Here is a 16,837-nt window from a genome sequence, read left to right as displayed (position 1 = left end):
AAGGATTTGTTTGCCATTTCTGACAAGGGTTTGTTGTTACATGAGACGAAATGGAGGCAAGGGCAGGCGGTTTTCGGCATTTCGCGATGGCGGGCTTTTTCTCGCCACGGTTTTTCTCGGTATTCTGATCGCGGCCAAGCTCGACCAGATCAACAGCGAAACCTATAGCGGCCGCTTCTTCGTGATCGATGGCGATACGCTGTCGAAGGGTGAGGAACGTTTCCGACTGCTTGGCATCGATGCGCCGGAGCTTGCGCAGACATGCCTGCGCGGCAGCGAAAGCTGGCCGTGCGGCGCGGAAGCGCGTCGTGTCCTGCAAAGGCTGGCCGGGGCTGAGGATTTCTCCTGTTCCGGCAGTTCCAGGGACCGTTACGGGCGGCTGCTCGTTTATTGTTCCGCCGGCGGCAGGGATGCCTCATCGGAAATGGTGTCGGCGGGTTTTGCCGTCGCATCCGGTTATTTCCAGTTCTCCAGCGAGCAGGCGGCGGCGCGCAGGCAGGCACGCGGCATCTGGGCGGGAGAATTCGAGAAACCGTCGCAGTGGCGGCGGGAACACCGTGCCGCGGATATGGAAACGCCGGCGGCGGGGTTCCTCACCATTGTCCGTCATCTTCTGGGGTGGGATCATGGTTGAGCTAGCACCGGTGCGTGATGACGGGCTGGACGTATTGCGCGGCGAAATCGCCGGCTGTCGTCTCTGTCGCGACAAGCCGCTCAGGGGAATGGCCGATCGCCTGCCGCACGAACCCCGGCCGGTGGTCGTCATGTCGACCAAAGCGCGCATCCTGATTGCCGGGCAGGCACCGGGGCTTCGCGTGCATGAAACAGGGCTGCCGTTCAACGATGCCTCGGGTGACCGGCTGCGCCAATGGCTGAACGTCGACCGGCAGACGTTCTACGATCCGGATCGTTTCGCCATCGTGCCCATGGGCTTCTGTTTCCCCGGTTATGACGACAAGGGCAGCGACCTGCCGCCCCGGCGCGAATGCGCGCCGCAATGGCGTGAGCGGGTAATAATGGCGATGCCGCAGGTGGAGCTGATCCTCGCCATTGGCCAATATGCACAGGCTTTTCATCTGGGTGAAAGGCGGCGCAAGACCATGACGGCAACGGTGCAGGACTGGCGCGGCTTTCTCCATGCCAATTCCGGCCCCGGCATTTTTCCCCTGCCGCATCCAAGCTGGCGCAATACCGGCTGGCTGAAAAAGAACCCATGGTTCACGGAGGAACTGCTGCCGGTTCTGCGACAACATGTGGAAATGCGGCTTTAGTGAAACAATTTTCTGTTTTTCTGCAAAAATTAGTGTATTGAAAGGAAATTAATTCAGGAGGATAGACGCATTGGATCGCCTAGACCGTAAGATTTTGCGCATTCTGCAAGAGGATTCCACGCTGGCCGTTGCCGATCTGGCGAAAAAGGTCGGCCTTTCCACGACGCCCTGTTGGCGGCGTATCCAGAAGATGGAGGAAGACGGCGTTATTCGCCGGCGCGTGGCGCTGCTCGATCCGGTCAAGGTCAACACCAAGGTCACGGTTTTCGTCTCCATCCGCACTGCCTCCCATTCCATCGAATGGCTGAAGCGTTTCTCCGAGGTGGTTTCCGAGTTTCCGGAAGTCGTCGAATTTTACCGCATGAGCGGCGATGTCGATTATCTGCTGCGCGTCGTCGTGCCTGATATCGCGGCCTATGACGCCTTCTACAAGCGCATGATCGCCAAGATCGAAATTCGCGACGTGTCCTCCGCCTTCGCGATGGAGCAGATCAAATATACGACCGAGCTGCCGCTCGATTACATGCTGCTGGACAATCCGAAATCCGGCGAGGAGTGATCCGCCGCCGGTCAGTTTTTTGACCAATGCCCTTTCCGGTTGCCGGGGAGGGCATTTTCATTTGCGGGTCGTTTTTCCCGTCGATCTGGCCCGTCAGGGGCTGATCCAGCCGGAAGGTCCATCCCGGTAGCCGCCGCCGGGGCACGACAATTCTATTCCGCCCATCGTGGCAAATTCGCACATTCAATTCTCCCGGCGCTGTCTCCGCGCAAACTACGATTTTGATAAAATCTCTCGAATATCTACGCTTTTGCTGTCGAAGGATGGAATAGCGAGGGATATCCATATGCTTACACGACGCGGAACATTGGGACTGATTGCAGGTGCGACCGGGGCGGTGTTTCTGCCGCATATCCGGCGGGCGAGTGCCGCAACCACCACATTGCGGATTGGCTGGCAGAAGAATGGCGTGATAGCGCTCGCGAAAAGCCAGGGCGCGCTCGAAGCGCTGCTGAAGGATCGCGGCATCGAGGTCAAATGGTCGGAATTCTCTTCCGGGCCGCCGCTTCTCGAAGCGCTGGGTGCCGGCGCGCTGGATATCGGCCCGACCGGCGATGTGCCGCCGCTTTTCGCGCAGGCTGCGGGCGGTAGTCTGCGTTATGTGGGCACTTACAAAGCGGCGGCCGGCGGATCGGCCATCCTCGTGCAGAAGGATTCGCCGCTGAAGACGCTGGAAGACCTGAAAGGCAGAAAGGTCGCCTTCAAGCGCGGCTCCAGCGCCCATAATGTCACCGTCAAGGCGTTGCGAAAGGCAGGGTTGACGTTGAACGACATTACGCCGGTCGATCTTGCCCCGCCGGATGCGGCCGCCGCCTTCCGCAGCGGCAGCATCGATGCCTGGTCGATCTGGGATCCCTATTTCGCCGTGGCGGAAAAAGAGCCGACGACACGGGTTCTCTCGACCGCCGAAGGCATCGTCGATCCGTGGAGCTATTTCCTTGCCAATGGCGATTTCGTGGAGGCCAATCCCGATCTCGTGCCGCTGATCCTCAAGGAGCTGGCGAATGTGGGTGCGAAAGCGCAGGCCAATATCGATGCAACGGCAAAGTCGCTGGCGTCGATCACCGGCGTTCCCGAGGATGTCACCAAGGTCTCGCTGACACGCCCGGGCGCCAATCTCGGGCGGGTTTCGCTGGTTCCGGATGAGGCCATCGCCTATCAGCAGGCGCTTGCGGATGAGTTCTACGACCTGAAGATCGTGCCGAAGAAACTCAACGTGGCGGATATCGTCTGGCGGCCGAAGGCGAGCTGAGCGGGTCGGAAAAGGTGAGTCTCTTCAACCCGCTGGCGGGTGTTGCTGAGAGGTTGATTCAGCAATGTTCCTTATACGTAGGGCGAGCATGTCCCGCTTGTTTCTTCTCCCCGGCGGGGAGAAGAAATCTGCCGCAACGTCTGCGACGATGCCGAAGCGGCATCAGCCCTTGAGCTTGGCAATCACCAGATGGCCGGGTGTCGGATTGCCGTCCTGCATGCGCACGTTGATGTCGGTCACTTCGAGAACCTCGAAACCGGTCGCGGCGAGTCTTTCGCGGACATAGGTTTCCGCATGGGCGAAACGCTGGTGCGGGCCGACCATATAGGGGCGTCCGGCCAGGGTTTCTTCGGGCAGGGTTTCCGACGAGAAGATCAGCAGGCCGCCGGCATTGAGGTTTTCGGCGGCGCCGAAAAACAGCGGCTCCAGCGCGCCGAGATAGGGCAGCACATCGGTGGCGGTGATGATGTCGAAAGGCTCGTCGTCATTATCCTCGAGAAAATCCTCGGCTTCGGCGACGTAGAGCGTCTCGTAGAGGTCCTTCTCATGGGCGATTTCGACCATGTTTTCCGAAATATCGATGCCGGTGATATCGTCGGCCATGTCGCGCAGCGCTTCACCGGTAAGGCCGGTGCCGCAGCCGAGATCGAGCAGGCGCTTGAACGGGCCGAGGTTCAGCGTCTGCAGCCGCTGGCGCACCATCATCGGCACAGCGTAACCGAGCTGTTCGACAAGAATATCCTCGAAAGCTTCGGCGTGCTGGTCGAACAGGGTTTCGACATAGGCGTCGGGCGCCTTTGGCGGGGTTTCGCCCCGGCCCATGGCGGCGATGCGAACGGCCGCTCCGCCGTGATCGTCGGGATCGATGGCCAGAACCTCTTCATAGGCCTTCACCGCTGCGTCCACATCGCCGGCTTTTTCAAGCGCGAGCGCGCGGTTATAGGCTTCGGCAAGCGCCTCTTCGTCGATTTTCTGGTTCTTCGTCATCGTGCCTTATCCGTCAGCATCTTCAGTTGAGGTTTGCTGTAAGCCGCATCGGGGGCGGGCGCAATGTTTATGTGGTGCGACGGCTCAGTGGATGATGAACTCCCCCTTGAGCGCGCGCCATTCCTGCGCCGAGATGACCTGCCGGTGCACGTAGCGGACGGAATGCAGCGGTCCGTCGAGCTTTTCCTTCCAGAATTTGAGGAAGCCATGCATCTCAGGGAAGTCCGGGGCAAGATCATAGTCCTGCCAGACATAGGTCTGGAGAACCAGCGGATGATCCGGCAGGCGATAAAATATCTGGGCGGTGGTGAGGCCGTAGCCTCTCAGCATCATTTCCATGTCCTTGTTCATGACGGCGGTTCCCGTTTCCATGATTGCCGATCACAGCGTTACCGCTGTATCGAATATGGGAACACGTCATGGTTAATCCAAGCTTGCCAAAGACATGGGTTGTCACAAAATATTTATATTTTTCAAAATGTTGGCAGCCTTCATTGATGAGTGCTGCCAACGTTGCGACTAGCGCTTGAGATGCCGGGTCAGGCGGGCTTCCAGCCATGCCCAGACATGCCGTAGCGTTTCGACGATCGTCAGGTAAAAGATCGCGGCCCACAGATAGGCCTGATAATCGAAGGTGCGGGAAAAGGCGTAGCGGGTCTGGCCCATCAGGTCGAAGACCGTGACGATGGAGACCACCGCCGAACCCTTGATCATCAGGATGATTTCGTTGCCATAGGGACGCAGCGCCACGATGAGCGCCTGGGGCAGGATGATCTTGCGGAAGGTGACGAGTTTCGACAGGCCGAGCGAGGCGGCGCCCTCATGCTGGCCGCGCGGCACGCTGCGGATCGCGCCGCGCAGGATTTCGGCCTGATAGGCGGCGGTGTTGAGGGTGAGCGACAACAGGCCGCAATACCAGGCCTCGCGGAAGAACCACCACAGGCCGACGGTTTCCAGCCCCTGGCGGAAACTGCCGAGGCCGTAATAGATCAGGAAAAGCTGCGCCAAAAGCGGCGTGCTGCGGAAGACGTAGACATAGGCATAGGCCAGCGCGCCGATGATGCGGTTTTCCGACATGCGGCCGAAGGCGATCGGCACGGAAAGAATGGCGCCGAGAATGATCGAACTGCCGACGAGGGTGATGGTGGTGATGAGACCGTCGATATAGCGCGGCCCGTAACGCTGGAATTTGTCCCAGTCCCAGCCCTCGATCATGGCGAAGATCAGCCCGGCGGCGAGCAGCAGCCAGAGCGTGATGACGGCGATGCCGACGATGCGCGAAATATTGAGCGGCTTTTCCGCAACGGCCGGGGCGGGGCGGGGGGGAATGAGTTCCTGAATATGGCTCATCGGCTTACCTCCGACTTGCGCGACCAGCGATCGATGAAGCCGATGCCGATGGAGGAAAGCAGCGCGAGGATGAGGTAGAGCAGGCAGGCGATGCTGTAGAAGAAGAAGGCTTCCTTGCTGACGCGGGCGGCGATGCCGGTCTGGCGAACGATATCGGCAAGGCCGATGATCGAGACGTAAGAGGTGTCTTTGAGCAGGATGACCCAGAGATTGGTCATGCCGGGAAGGGCGATCCTGACCAGCTGCGGAATGATGATGAGCACCATGGTGCGGCCCCGCGAAAGCCCCAGTGCCGCGCCTGCCTCATATTGCCCCTTCGGTATGGCCTTGAAGGCGGAGAGCAGCACTTCGGACGCATAGGACGAAAACACCACGGACAGCGCCACCATGCCCGCCACGAAGGCGTTGATCTCGACCGGACCGGTGATGCCGACATAACCGGCCACCGATTGCAGCAGCATCTGGATGCCGTAATAGACGATGAAAAGCGTCAGCAGTTCCGGCAGGCCGCGGAAGATGGTGGTGTAGATGCCGGTCGCCAGCCGCAGCGATTTTTCTTCCGATTGCGCGGCGAGCGCGATGAGAAAACCGATCAGCAGCCCGACGGGCAGGGTGGCGAGCGCCAGCGAGATGGTGACCTTGACGCCGAAGGCGATTTCATCGCCCCAGCCCGCATCGCCGCAGGCGACCAGGGTGCCGTTTCCGAAAAGCGAGAAGAGACCGACCGGCCCGCAAAAGGGATCGAGAAGTGTCGAGACATAGGTCCAGAACGCACCTATGGCGGAAAATGCTCCGCTCATGCCAATTTTCCCCTGCGGTCTTAAGCCGCCGTGATTGTTATCGTGACGTTTTCAAACAAAAATGGCGGAAGGGCAAGCCTTCCGCCACGAGATTTCAACAGATCGAACGGGCTTACTCGCCGTAAACGTCGAAATCGAAGTATTTTTTGTTGATCTCCTGATACTTGCCGCTGGCGCGAATGCCGGCGATGGCGGCGGTGAACTTGTCGGCAAGCGCCGTGTCACCCTTGCGGACGGCGACGCCCGCGCCATTGCCGTTGATCTCGACATCGACCGGAAGCGGCGTCAGGATCTTGCAGCAGGCGCCCGCATCCGTCTTCAGCCATTCCGACAGAACGACGATATCGTCGATGACGGCGTCGATACGGCCATTGGCGATGTCGAGCTTATATTCGTCGGCGGTCGGATACATCTTCACGTCGGCATCGGGGAAATGCTTTTCGGCATAGTTGGAGTGGGTGGTGGAACCCTGCGCGCCGAGCGACTTGCCCTTGAGATCCTCGACGGACTTGATCGGCGAATCCTTCGGCACGGCGATGGCCGGCGGGGTGTTGTAATATTTCTTGGAGAAGTCGACCTTCTCGAGACGCTCGGGCGTGATCGACATGGACGCGATGATGGCGTCGAACTTCTTGGCCTGAAGGGCGGGAATGATGCCGTCCCAGTCATTGGTGACGAAGGTGCATTCGGCCTTCATTTGTTCGCACAGCGCCTTGGCGATGTCGATGTCGAAGCCGGTCAGCGTGCCGTCGGCTTCGAGATTGTTGAAGGGCGGATAGGCGCCTTCGGTGCCGATGACGATCTTGTCCTGCGCGAGGGCTGCGCCGGAAAACAGCGAGATGGCGGCAATCGATACGGCTGCGAGCAGACGGGTGGAAATAGGCATTTCGATCCTCTCTTTTGGTCGTTCATCCGCGGTCTGTTGTTGTTTTCAGTGCGGACGCCATGGGCGCAGGGCGCAGCGGATGATGCCGCCTGTAGCCTTCAGCGCGGATGCGATTATTCATCCGGTTGGTCAAAAAATGCAACTGCAATATTAGTGATCGCGATTGTGCCGCAGAGCTTCCACGAAAACGCCTTGATCTGTTCATTTCCGGTACAGAAGGCTTTGTCCATCATGGGAACCGAAGCCTGTGCGAGGCGTTGACCAGCGCCTGCACGCGCAGCCGGAATCAAGATGTCGCAAGACTGGCGACCAATAATGGCAGATGAGGAAACACCGATGCTGAAGAAGAACACATTGCTGACGGGGGTGGTTTTCCCCCTCATGTCGCTGGCGATTGCGGTGGAGCCGGCCGCGGCCGGTTTTGCCGGTGCTGCGCGGGCGCAGACGCCCGTGTCGCAGGCGCTTCCCGGCGATGCTGCGACCGGCCCGGTTATACTGGCGCAGGCGCAGCCGGAAGAACCGAACCCGGAAGAGGAACTGCGCAAGCGTCGCAAGCAGGCCGAAGAGGAGCAGCCGCAGGCCGAGCCGCAACGACAGGAGCGTGCGCCCGAGCCGCAGCGTGAACCGGAGCCCAAGCGCGAAGCTGCGCCTGCCGAACCGCGCCCTGAGCCGCAACCCGAACCCCAGCGGGAACCACAGCAGCAGCGCGAGGCCCGCCCGGAGCCCGCGCCGGCCGAGCAGCCGCAGGAGCGTCCCCGCAAACCCGAACGCGCGCAGGAGCCGCAGGGCGAGGGCGAACAGCGCCCCGCACGCCAGCGCGAGGCCGCACCCGAAGCCGCACCTGCCGAAGAGCAGCCGAAGGAACGTCCGCGCAAGCCGGAACGGGCCGAACAGCCCGCAGGTGAGGGCGAGCAGCGTCCCGAGCGTCCCCGCAAGGAGCGCGCGAAGGAACCTGCCGCCGAACAGGAGCCCGCAGCACGCCCTGAAAATGCCGGTGAGCCGGCCAAGCCCCGCGAACCGGCACCCGCCAAAAAGCCGCCGGTAGAGGAAAAGGCCCCGGAACAGAAAGCCGAGCCGGCCGAAAAAGCCGTTCCGGAGAAAAAGCCGGCCGCCCCCGAGCCTGCCGCGAAGGAAGCACCGGTTCCGACCGAAGCGCCGACGCCCGCGCGTCCGCCGGCACCTGAAGCCCAGCCAAACCCCGCACCGGGCCGTCAGCCTTCGGAACAGCCGCCGGTAGAGGGCCAGGGCAGAACCGAACCCGCAGCCCCGCTGCCAGGCGCGCCGACGCCGCCGCCGAGCGGTACGACAACCGGACAGGCGCCGGCTGGTGAACCCGTTCCCAATCAGGTCGCTGTTCCGCAGACGGAAGCGCCGCCGATGACGAAGGAGGAACTGGACAAGGCCAAGGCAATCGCCAAGGACCCGTCCAAGACCGCCGATACCGTCATTCTGCCGGTCGACAAGGGCGCTGCCGTTCTCGACAGCGACAAGGAAGTGGAACGCTCCGGCAACCGCCAGACCCGCGAGGAGCGCCGTCGTGAACGCGAACAGGCGGGTGACGTGAAGGTCCCGACCTCCGACGCCGAAGCGCAGCGCGCCGGCGCCGCCGAAGGCAAGGCCCCGCCGCCGCCCGTCAAGATGGAAGCCATCACCTCGCAGCAGGGCGAGCGTGTCGACCGCCGCCCGCAATATGAGCGGCCGGAAGGCGTGCGCGAATGGCAGCCGCGCGAAGGCCGCCCGCGTGACCGTGACCGCGATGCGCCGATCATCCTGCAATTCGGCGACCGTGTCGTGGTGCGCGGCGACGACAACCAGCGCTTCATCCGCGATGGCGGCGAGCCCTATTACGAGCGTCTGCCCGGCGGCCGTGTCCGCGAAACCGTGGAGCGTCGTGACGGAACGCAGGTGGTGACGATCCGCAACCGATATGGCGACGTGATCCAGCGCTCGCGCATCGACGATCGCGGCCGCGAATATGTGCTGTTCTATGCACCGGAGCTGATGGAAGATCCCGACCGCGATTACGTCTATCGCGATCCGGGCCTCGACCTGCCGCCGATGCGCCTGCGCATTCCCGTGACGGACTACATCATCGACACCTCGAGCGATCCGGACCGCGATTATTACCGCTTCCTGGAACAGCCGCCGGTCGAGCCGGTGGAGCGTGTCTATTCGCTGGATGAAGTGCGTTATTCGGCCCGTATCCGCGACAAGGTGCGCCGTATCGACCTCGATACCATCACCTTCGCCACCGGCAGCGCCGAAATTCCGATGACGCAGGCCCGTTCGCTGCGCAAGGTGGCGGATGCGATCAACAAGGCGCTGGACAAGAACCCGGGTGAAACCTTCCTGATCGAGGGCCATACCGACGCCGTCGGCTCGGATGAAAGCAACCTCGTGCTTTCCGACGAGCGCGCCGCTTCCGTCGCCAATGTCTTGACCGATGTTTACGGCATTCCGCCGGAAAACCTCGCGACGCAAGGCTATGGCGAGCGTTATCTGAAGGTCCAGACGCTCGGCCCGGAACAGCAGAACCGCCGCGTCACCATCCGCCGCGTGACGCCGCTGGTGAAGCCGGTCGCCCAGAACTGATCGGGTTCGACAGGAAAAACAAAGGCCCGGAAGCGCAAGCTCTCCGGGCCTTTTTTGTTGCTTACGATGTCCCCAGCGCCGAGGCGTTTGGCAAAGCTGGATCATCCGCAATCCGTCACCCCGGACCAGATCCGGGGTCCAGCGTGATCAAGTCCTTGATCACGAAAGACTCTTTCACGGCGCAGACGCGCCGTGGCTGGATGCCGGATCTAGTCCGGCATGACGGAGGAGAGGTTTTCGAACCCTGCCGTCACCCGCAAACTTGAGGATGATCCCAACCCCGGCGGCTAGTTCAGAGCCACCGCGATTTCCGCAGCCAGCTGCGCATTGTTGCGCACCAGCGCGATATTGGTTTCCAGGCTGCGGCCATCCGTCAGGCGGAAGATGTCGCCAAGCAGGTAGGGGGTGACTTCCTTGCCGGTGATATCGTCGCGCTCGGCGTGGGAGATGGCGCGGTTGATGTAGATTTCCATCTCCTCGCGCGGAATTTCGTCCTCTTCCGGCACGGGATTGGCCACCAGCATGCCGCCCTCGATACCCAGCTGTTCGCGGGTTGTCTGGAAATTGGCGATTGCCGCCGGGCTGTTGAGCGAGAGCGGGCTCGGCAGACCAGAGGAGCGCGACCAGAAAGCCGGGAATTCTTCCGAGCCGAAAGTGACGACCGGTACGCCATTGGTTTCGAGAACCTCGAGCGTCTTCGGAATATCGAGAATGGCCTTGGCGCCGGCGCAGACGACGATCACGCCGGTCTTCGCAAGCTCGGTCAGATCGGCGGAGATGTCGAAGGTCTCTTCCGCGCCCTTGTGCACACCGCCGATGCCGCCGGTGGCGAAAACGCGGATGCCGGCGCGGGCGGCGGCGATCATGGTGGCGGCCACCGTGGTGGCGCCGGTGCGGCGCTCGGCGATCGCGAAGGCGATATCGGCGCGCGAGACCTTCATGGCGTCGGTGGTCTGGGCCAGCGCCTCGAGCTGGTCTTTCTCAAGGCCGATATGCAGGGTGCCGTGAATGACCGCGATGGTGGCCGGAACCGCACCCTGATCGCGGATGATCTGTTCGACGCTTTCCGCCATTTCGATATTGCCGGGATAGGGCATGCCGTGGGTGATGATGGTCGATTCAAGCGCCACGATCGGCGCACCGCGCTGCTTGGCGGCGGCGACTTCCTGAGAATAGACGATGGGCAGGAGCGGGGAGATAGGGCGGGTCATTTCATCTGTTCCAGTTTTTAAAAGCGGGTTCATGCCAGCATTTCAGCCTGGGGAACAAGCCCCAACATGGCTTCGACACTGTCTTTTGATAGATCCTGGGAGGTGGCGAAGGGCGATTGCACGGTGATGGCCGCTGCCGCCGCGCCTTGCCTCAACGCTTCAGCAATCGTCTTTCCCTCGGCGATGGCGGCGAGATAACCCGACGCCATGGCGTCGCCCGCGCCGGTCACGTCCTTCACCTCGCGGATGAGGGGCGGGTGGAGGATCGCCGTTTCCGTCCTGCTGAAGGCCACCACCTCGCTTGCGCCGCGGGTAACGACGCCGCCGGCAAGCCCGGCCTTGCGCAGGATGTCGGGCCAGTCGCGGACATTGGCCGCCGTCTCGCCGGTCAAGGCGCGGGCTTCCGCCTCGTTCATGAAGAGGATGTCGATATCGCCGAGCGCCGCTTTCAGCTTCACCGCCTTGGCGGGGGATATGGCGATGGCCGCAAGCGGCTTTTCGCAGGCGCGGGCGACGAGGCCGAGCGCCGTCAGCGTGTCTTCCGGCAGATTGGCGTCGCAGAGCAGGATGTCGCTCGCCGTGATCGCCTCGCGAACGGCGCGTATCTTTAGGCGGCGCGGGGTGAAGAGCTTGTAGAGGTCCATATCGGCAAGCGCGATGACGAGATTGCCGTCACGCTCCAGAATGGCGGTGTAGCTTGGCGTGCGGCGGTCCAGGAAGGTGAAGGGTGTGTCTTCCACGCCCGCCTGCCTTGCGGCCTCCGCCACCGCCTCACCGGTGACGTCGCCGCCGCGCGGGGCGATGACGCGGACCTGAAAACCGAGGCGGGAAAGATTGCGCGCGGCATTGAAACCGCCGCCGCCTGCCTCTTCCATCCAGGAGCCGGGGTTGCTCGCGCCGGGCGCCGTCTCAGTCTCGATCATGCCGCGCCTGTCGATATGCGCGCCGCCCAGAACGAGTATTTTCTTCACGCTTGCGTTTCCCTCTTTGGCGGATGGAAAGACCGGACGATTCGGCCTAAACTGACGTCTTCCTGACCTCGCATCCGGTTTGCGGCCATGGGCCAGGCACGGAAAAACGAAAGCAGAACAAACGACTTATCGCTATTTGTTTTCAATATGCTGGCTCAGCCTTGCGAAATGAGAACAAATAGAGTACATACCGTTTCCATACTGCTTCATTGCCTGTGCGGCTTCAATAACCTAAAGGTGGTTCGGATGGCACAAAATTCTTTGCGTCTCGTAGAGGATAAATCGGTGGATAAAAGCAAGGCACTGGAAGCGGCGCTCTCCCAGATCGAACGGTCGTTCGGCAAGGGATCGATCATGAAGCTCGGTTCCAATGAAAACGTGGTTGAAGTGGAGACCGTTTCGACGGGTTCGCTCAGCCTGGATATCGCGCTCGGCATCGGCGGTCTGCCGAAGGGGCGCATCATTGAAATTTATGGCCCGGAAAGCTCGGGCAAGACGACGCTGGCATTGCAGACCATTGCCGAAGCGCAGAAGAAGGGCGGCATCTGCGCCTTCGTCGACGCCGAACATGCGCTCGATCCGGTCTATGCCCGCAAGCTCGGTGTGGATTTGCAGGGCCTTCTGATCTCGCAGCCGGATACGGGCGAGCAGGCGCTGGAAATCACCGATACGCTGGTGCGTTCCGGCGCGGTTGACGTGCTGGTCGTCGACTCCGTTGCGGCGCTGACGCCGCGGGCGGAAATCGAAGGTGAAATGGGCGACAGCCTGCCGGGTCTTCAAGCGCGTTTGATGAGCCAGGCGCTGCGCAAGCTGACGGCGTCGATCTCCAAGTCGAAGTGCATGGTGATCTTCATCAACCAGATCCGTATGAAGATCGGCGTCATGTTCGGTTCGCCGGAAACGACGACGGGCGGTAACGCACTGAAGTTCTATGCGTCCGTTCGTCTCGACATCCGCCGTATCGGCGCCGTCAAGGAGCGCGAAGAGGTTGTCGGCAACCAGACGCGTGTGAAGGTCGTCAAGAACAAGATGGCGCCGCCCTTCAAGCAGGTGGAATTCGACATCATGTATGGCGAAGGCGTTTCCAAGACCGGTGAGCTTGTCGATCTCGGCGTGAAGGCCGGCATCGTCGAGAAGTCCGGTGCATGGTTCTCCTATAATAGCCAGCGTCTGGGGCAGGGGCGTGAAAACGCCAAGATATTCCTGCGCGACAATCCGGAAACGGCCAATGAAATCGAACTGGCGCTGCGCCAGAATGCGGGCCTGATCGCTGACCGCTTCCTGCAGAATGGCGGGCCGGACGCCGGCGAAGGCGACGACGGCTCCGACGACGGCTGACACCTTCCGTGAAGGCTCGGGCATTGCCGCCCGCAGACTTTGCCGAACTGGTATAGATCAAAAAAGGGTCGTGCGATTTTTCTTCGCGTGGCCCTTTTTATTTGCCTATATGTCTTGCTTCGCCTCCATGGCTGGACAGGGCAGGATGCGAACGATAAAAGCCAGTGATTTTGCAATAAAGCCATCGTTCCCGATGGCAATGATGGACTCCAGCTGTGAGCGGTGTGTGGGCATGAGCGGTGTGAATGAAATTCGGTCGACCTTTCTCGACTACTTCAAGAAGAACGGACACGAGATCGTGCCCTCCAGCCCGCTGGTGCCGCGCAACGATCCGACACTGATGTTCACCAATGCCGGCATGGTGCAGTTCAAGAACGTCTTCACCGGTCTTGAAAGCCGTCCCTATTCCACGGCCGCTTCGGCGCAGAAATGCGTGCGCGCCGGCGGTAAGCATAACGACCTCGACAATGTCGGTTATACCGCCCGTCATCACACCTTCTTCGAAATGCTCGGCAATTTCTCCTTCGGCGATTATTTCAAGGAAGAAGCGATCACCCATGCCTGGAACCTGATCACCAAGGAATTCGGCATCGACCGCAATCGTCTGCTGGTCACCGTTTACCATACCGACGACGAGGCCTTTAACCTTTGGAAGAAGATCGCCGGTTTCTCTGACGACCGTATCATCCGCATTCCGACCAGCGACAATTTCTGGGCGATGGGCGATACCGGCCCCTGCGGCCCCTGTTCGGAAATCTTCTACGATCATGGCGATCATATCTGGGGCGGCCCGCCCGGCTCGCCGGAAGAAGATGGCGACCGTTTCATCGAAATCTGGAACCTCGTCTTCATGCAATATGAGCAGCTGACGAAGGAAGAGCGCATCGACCTGCCGCGTCCGTCAATCGACACCGGCATGGGGCTTGAGCGCATTTCGGCGCTGCTGCAGGGCAAGCATGACAATTACGATACGGACCTGTTCCGCGCGCTGATTGCCGCTTCCGTGGAAGCGACCGGCGTTCCGGCCGAAGGCGAAAAGCGCGCCAGCCACCGCGTCATCGCCGACCATCTGCGTTCGTCCGCCTTCCTGATCGCCGATGGCGTTCTGCCGTCCAATGAGGGCCGTGGTTATGTTCTGCGCCGCATCATGCGCCGCGCCATGCGCCATGCCGAACTTCTCGGCGCGCGCGAGCCGCTGATCTACAAGCTGCTGCCGGCGCTGGTGCAGCAGATGGGTCGTGCCTATCCGGAACTGGTCCGTGCCGAGGCGCTGATTTCCGAGACGCTGAAGCTTGAGGAAACCCGTTTCCGCAAGACGCTGGAACGCGGCCTGTCGCTGCTCTCCGACGCCACCTCGACGCTGCACAAGGGCGATATGCTGGATGGCGAAACCGCCTTCAAGCTTTATGACACCTACGGTTTCCCGCTCGACCTGACGCAGGATGCGCTGCGCGCCCGCGAAATCGGCGTCGATATTTCCGGCTTCACCGATGCGATGGAGCGCCAGAAGGCGGAAGCCCGCTCGCACTGGGCCGGTTCCGGCGACAAGGCGACCGAGACCGTCTGGTTCGAGCTCAAGGAAAAGCTCGGCGCGACCGAGTTCCTTGGTTACGACACGGAAACCGCCGAAGGCGTCATCCTGGCGATCGTCAAGGACGGCAAGGCCGTTGAGAGCGCTGTGGATGGTGAGACCGTGCAGGTCGTCGTCAACCAGACGCCTTTTTATGGCGAGTCCGGCGGCCAGATGGGCGATACCGGCGTCATCACCGGCGATAATGGCGCCTTTGCCGTTTCCGACACCCAGAAGCGCGGCGAAGGCCTGTTCGTCCACATGGGCACCGTTTCCAAGGGCGGCCTGAAGGTGGGCGATGCCGTTCAGCTGACGGTCGATCACGACCGCCGCTCGCGCCTGCGCGCCAACCATTCCGCAACCCACCTGCTGCATGAGGCGCTGCGCGAAGTGCTCGGCACCCACGTTGCCCAGAAGGGTTCGCTGGTTGCGCCCGAGCGCCTGCGTTTCGACGTTTCGCATCCGAAGCCGATGTCGGCCGAGGAGCTGAAGGTCGTCGAAGAGATGGCGAACGAAATCGTGCTGCAGAACTCGCCGGTTGTCACCCGCCTGATGAGTGTGGACGACGCCATTGCCGAAGGCGCCATGGCGCTGTTCGGCGAAAAATACGGCGATGAAGTTCGGGTTGTCTCCATGGGCACCGGCCTGCATGGCGCAAAAGCCAACCGTCCTTACTCCGTCGAGCTTTGCGGCGGCACGCATGTGGGCGCCACCGGCCAGATCGGTCTCATCCGCATTCTCGGCGAAAGCGCCGTCGGTGCGGGTGTGCGCCGCCTCGAAGCCGTAACGGGTCAGGGCGCGCTTGCTTATCTCTCCGAACAGGATGAACGCGTGAAGGCACTCGCCTCGTCGCTGAAGGTCCAGCCGGGCGACGTGCTGTCGCGCGTTGAAGGGCTGCTCGACGAACGCAAGAAGCTGGAGCGCGAGCTTGCTGATGCGCGCCGCAAACTCGCCATGGGCGGCGGTTCGGCCGATGCCGGCGCAAGCGATGTCAAGCAGGTTGCCGGCGTCAATTTCCTGGCGAAATCCATGTCCGGCATCGACGCGAAAGATCTCAAGGGTCTTGCCGATGAGGCCAAGGCCAATCTTGGCTCCGGCGTCGTGCTTCTGATCGCCGTTTCCGAAGACGGCAAGGCAAGCGCCGTTGCGGCCGTGACCGAAGATCTGACGGCCCGTTTCAGCGCCGTTGATATCGTCCGCACCGCATCTGCCGCACTCGGGGGCAAGGGCGGCGGCGGTCGCCCTGACATGGCGCAGGCCGGCGGCCCTGATGGCGCCAAGGCGCAGGATGCCATCGAAGCGGTGGCAGCGGCCCTGGCGGCCTAGTCAGTGTAAATTGAAAAGGGCGGGGTTTACCCCGCCCTTTTGATTCCGGCTCAAGCCTTCCTGTGCATGAACGGTTGTGCAGGTCTCCCCGTCTTTCAGCCCGCCGCCTGCAAATCCTTTGCCGCTTCCTCATCGAGCTGGGCAGCCCGCTTGAAGGCAGGGCGATCGGTGAGATGCGCCATGTATTCCAGAAAGGCCGGGCGTTTTTCGATCGTGCCGAAATGCAGGCCCCAGCCGATATGGGCGCCGACATAGACATCCGCCGCCGTGAAGAGATCGCCGGCGATAAAGCGGTTTTCGCTGACGGCCCGCTCGAGCGTATTCATCACATCCGCATAGCTGCCGCAGCCGGCCATGCGCAACTTCTCCTTCGGCACTTCAAAACCCATGGCTTTCATGCTTGCCGTCATTTCCAGCGGGCCTGCGGCAAAGAACATCCAGCGATAATAGAGCCCGCGTGCCTTGGGTGTCGGCGCAAGGTTCGCGCCGGGAAAGGCATCGGCGAGATAGGCGCAGATGGCTGCCGCCTCGGTGACAATCGTGTCGCCATGTTTGATGGCGGGCACCTTCGCCATCGGATTTATCAGCCGGTAGGCGGGCGATTTCATCGAGGTCTCGAAACCCAGTATTTCCGTTTTATAGGGAACGCCCACTTCCTCGAGCATCCATCGCGCAATGCGCCCGCGCGACATGGGATTGGTGTAGAAGATCAATTCACTCATGC

At 61.5% G+C, this 16,837-nt stretch carries 16 protein-coding genes; 7 read left to right on the top strand and 9 right to left on the bottom strand.

All coding sequences use genetic code 11. From position 1 onward, the window contains the following. Positions 1 to 40: 40 nt before the first annotated feature. The 4 genes from FGF54_RS08210 (at position 41) to FGF54_RS08195 (ending at position 3,082) form a co-directional block, all read left to right on the top strand. Positions 41 to 634, top strand: coding sequence for a thermonuclease family protein (locus tag FGF54_RS08210; protein ID WP_142779402.1), 594 nt, complete (start codon positions 41 to 43; stop codon positions 632 to 634). Next, positions 627 to 1,271: a uracil-DNA glycosylase family protein gene (locus tag FGF54_RS08205; protein ID WP_168208037.1), complete on the top strand. Its 645-nt coding sequence runs from the start codon at positions 627 to 629 to the stop codon at positions 1,269 to 1,271. Before FGF54_RS08210 ends, FGF54_RS08205 begins: the two co-directional genes overlap by 8 nt. Positions 1,272 to 1,341: 70 nt before the next feature. Beyond that, positions 1,342 to 1,830 carry an Lrp/AsnC family transcriptional regulator gene (locus FGF54_RS08200; protein WP_003507846.1) on the top strand — a complete coding sequence of 163 codons (489 nt, stop codon included), beginning with the start codon at positions 1,342 to 1,344 and terminating at the stop codon, positions 1,828 to 1,830. A 286-nt stretch (positions 1,831 to 2,116) separates the two neighbouring features. Next, positions 2,117 to 3,082 carry an aliphatic sulfonate ABC transporter substrate-binding protein gene (locus FGF54_RS08195; RefSeq protein WP_142779401.1) on the top strand — a complete coding sequence of 322 codons (966 nt, stop codon included), beginning with the start codon at positions 2,117 to 2,119 and terminating at the stop codon, positions 3,080 to 3,082. Positions 3,083 to 3,244: 162 nt separating this feature from the next. Here the strand turns inward: FGF54_RS08195 and FGF54_RS08190 are convergent, their stop codons facing one another. The 6 genes from FGF54_RS08190 to FGF54_RS27185 form a co-directional block, all read right to left on the bottom strand. Continuing rightward, positions 3,245 to 4,069, bottom strand: coding sequence for a class I SAM-dependent methyltransferase (locus FGF54_RS08190; RefSeq protein ID WP_065655920.1), 825 nt, complete (start codon positions 4,067 to 4,069; stop codon positions 3,245 to 3,247). An 84-nt stretch (positions 4,070 to 4,153) separates the two neighbouring features. After that, entirely contained in the window at positions 4,154 to 4,420 is a 267-nt protein-coding gene (locus FGF54_RS08185) for an usg protein (protein ID WP_003522173.1), read from the bottom strand. A gap of 168 nt (positions 4,421 to 4,588) precedes the next feature. Beyond that, positions 4,589 to 5,419 carry an ABC transporter permease gene (locus tag FGF54_RS08180; RefSeq protein WP_065655921.1) on the bottom strand — a complete coding sequence of 277 codons (831 nt, stop codon included), beginning with the start codon at positions 5,417 to 5,419 and terminating at the stop codon, positions 4,589 to 4,591. Continuing rightward, on the bottom strand, positions 5,416 to 6,219 hold the full coding sequence (locus FGF54_RS08175; RefSeq protein WP_059760406.1) for an ABC transporter permease: 804 nt from the start codon (positions 6,217 to 6,219) through the stop codon (positions 5,416 to 5,418). Before FGF54_RS08175 ends, FGF54_RS08180 begins: the two co-directional genes overlap by 4 nt. Before the next feature lie 112 nt (positions 6,220 to 6,331). Then, on the bottom strand, positions 6,332 to 7,105 hold the full coding sequence (locus FGF54_RS08170) for an ABC transporter substrate-binding protein (RefSeq protein WP_142779400.1): 774 nt from the start codon (positions 7,103 to 7,105) through the stop codon (positions 6,332 to 6,334). A 113-nt stretch (positions 7,106 to 7,218) separates the two neighbouring features. Further along, on the bottom strand, positions 7,219 to 7,458 hold the full coding sequence (locus FGF54_RS27185) for a hypothetical protein (RefSeq protein WP_168208036.1): 240 nt from the start codon (positions 7,456 to 7,458) through the stop codon (positions 7,219 to 7,221). Between FGF54_RS27185 and FGF54_RS08160 the strand changes: the two genes are divergently transcribed. Beyond that, positions 7,442 to 9,697 carry an OmpA family protein gene (locus FGF54_RS08160; RefSeq protein WP_142779399.1) on the top strand — a complete coding sequence of 752 codons (2,256 nt, stop codon included), beginning with the start codon at positions 7,442 to 7,444 and terminating at the stop codon, positions 9,695 to 9,697. The two genes, FGF54_RS27185 and FGF54_RS08160, sit on opposite strands and share 17 nt — an antisense overlap. Positions 9,698 to 9,984: 287 nt before the next feature. On the opposite strand, the gene FGF54_RS08155 is transcribed toward FGF54_RS08160, so the two are convergent. Together FGF54_RS08155 and FGF54_RS08150 are read right to left on the bottom strand one after the other, a co-directional pair. Next, the gene (locus tag FGF54_RS08155; protein WP_003525163.1) at positions 9,985 to 10,908 is read right to left on the bottom strand and encodes a pseudouridine-5'-phosphate glycosidase; all 924 of its coding nucleotides are present in this window, start codon (positions 10,906 to 10,908) and stop codon (positions 9,985 to 9,987) included. Between the two features lie 29 nt (positions 10,909 to 10,937). Continuing rightward, entirely contained in the window at positions 10,938 to 11,879 is a 942-nt protein-coding gene (locus FGF54_RS08150; protein WP_142779398.1) for a carbohydrate kinase family protein, read from the bottom strand. A gap of 246 nt (positions 11,880 to 12,125) precedes the next feature. Between FGF54_RS08150 and recA the strand changes: the two genes are divergently transcribed. Together recA and alaS are read left to right on the top strand one after the other, a co-directional pair. Continuing rightward, positions 12,126 to 13,217, top strand: a complete 1,092-nt coding sequence (recA, locus tag FGF54_RS08145) for a recombinase RecA (protein ID WP_035260734.1) — start codon at positions 12,126 to 12,128, stop codon at positions 13,215 to 13,217. A gap of 232 nt (positions 13,218 to 13,449) precedes the next feature. After that, positions 13,450 to 16,113, top strand: coding sequence for an alanine--tRNA ligase (alaS, locus tag FGF54_RS08140; RefSeq protein WP_142779397.1), 2,664 nt, complete (start codon positions 13,450 to 13,452; stop codon positions 16,111 to 16,113). A 95-nt stretch (positions 16,114 to 16,208) separates the two neighbouring features. On the opposite strand, the gene FGF54_RS08135 is transcribed toward alaS, so the two are convergent. Next, positions 16,209 to 16,835 (bottom strand): glutathione S-transferase family protein, encoded by a 627-nt coding sequence (locus FGF54_RS08135; protein ID WP_142779396.1) that lies wholly within the window; start codon positions 16,833 to 16,835, stop codon positions 16,209 to 16,211. Positions 16,836 to 16,837: the final 2 nt, after the last annotated feature.

The organism is Agrobacterium sp. T29, from assembly GCF_006970545.1.
GTDB classification, from domain to species: domain Bacteria; phylum Pseudomonadota; class Alphaproteobacteria; order Rhizobiales; family Rhizobiaceae; genus Agrobacterium; species Agrobacterium leguminum.
The sequence above is the reverse complement of the archived record's forward strand: the minus strand, read 5'-3'. Positions and strand labels throughout refer to the sequence as shown.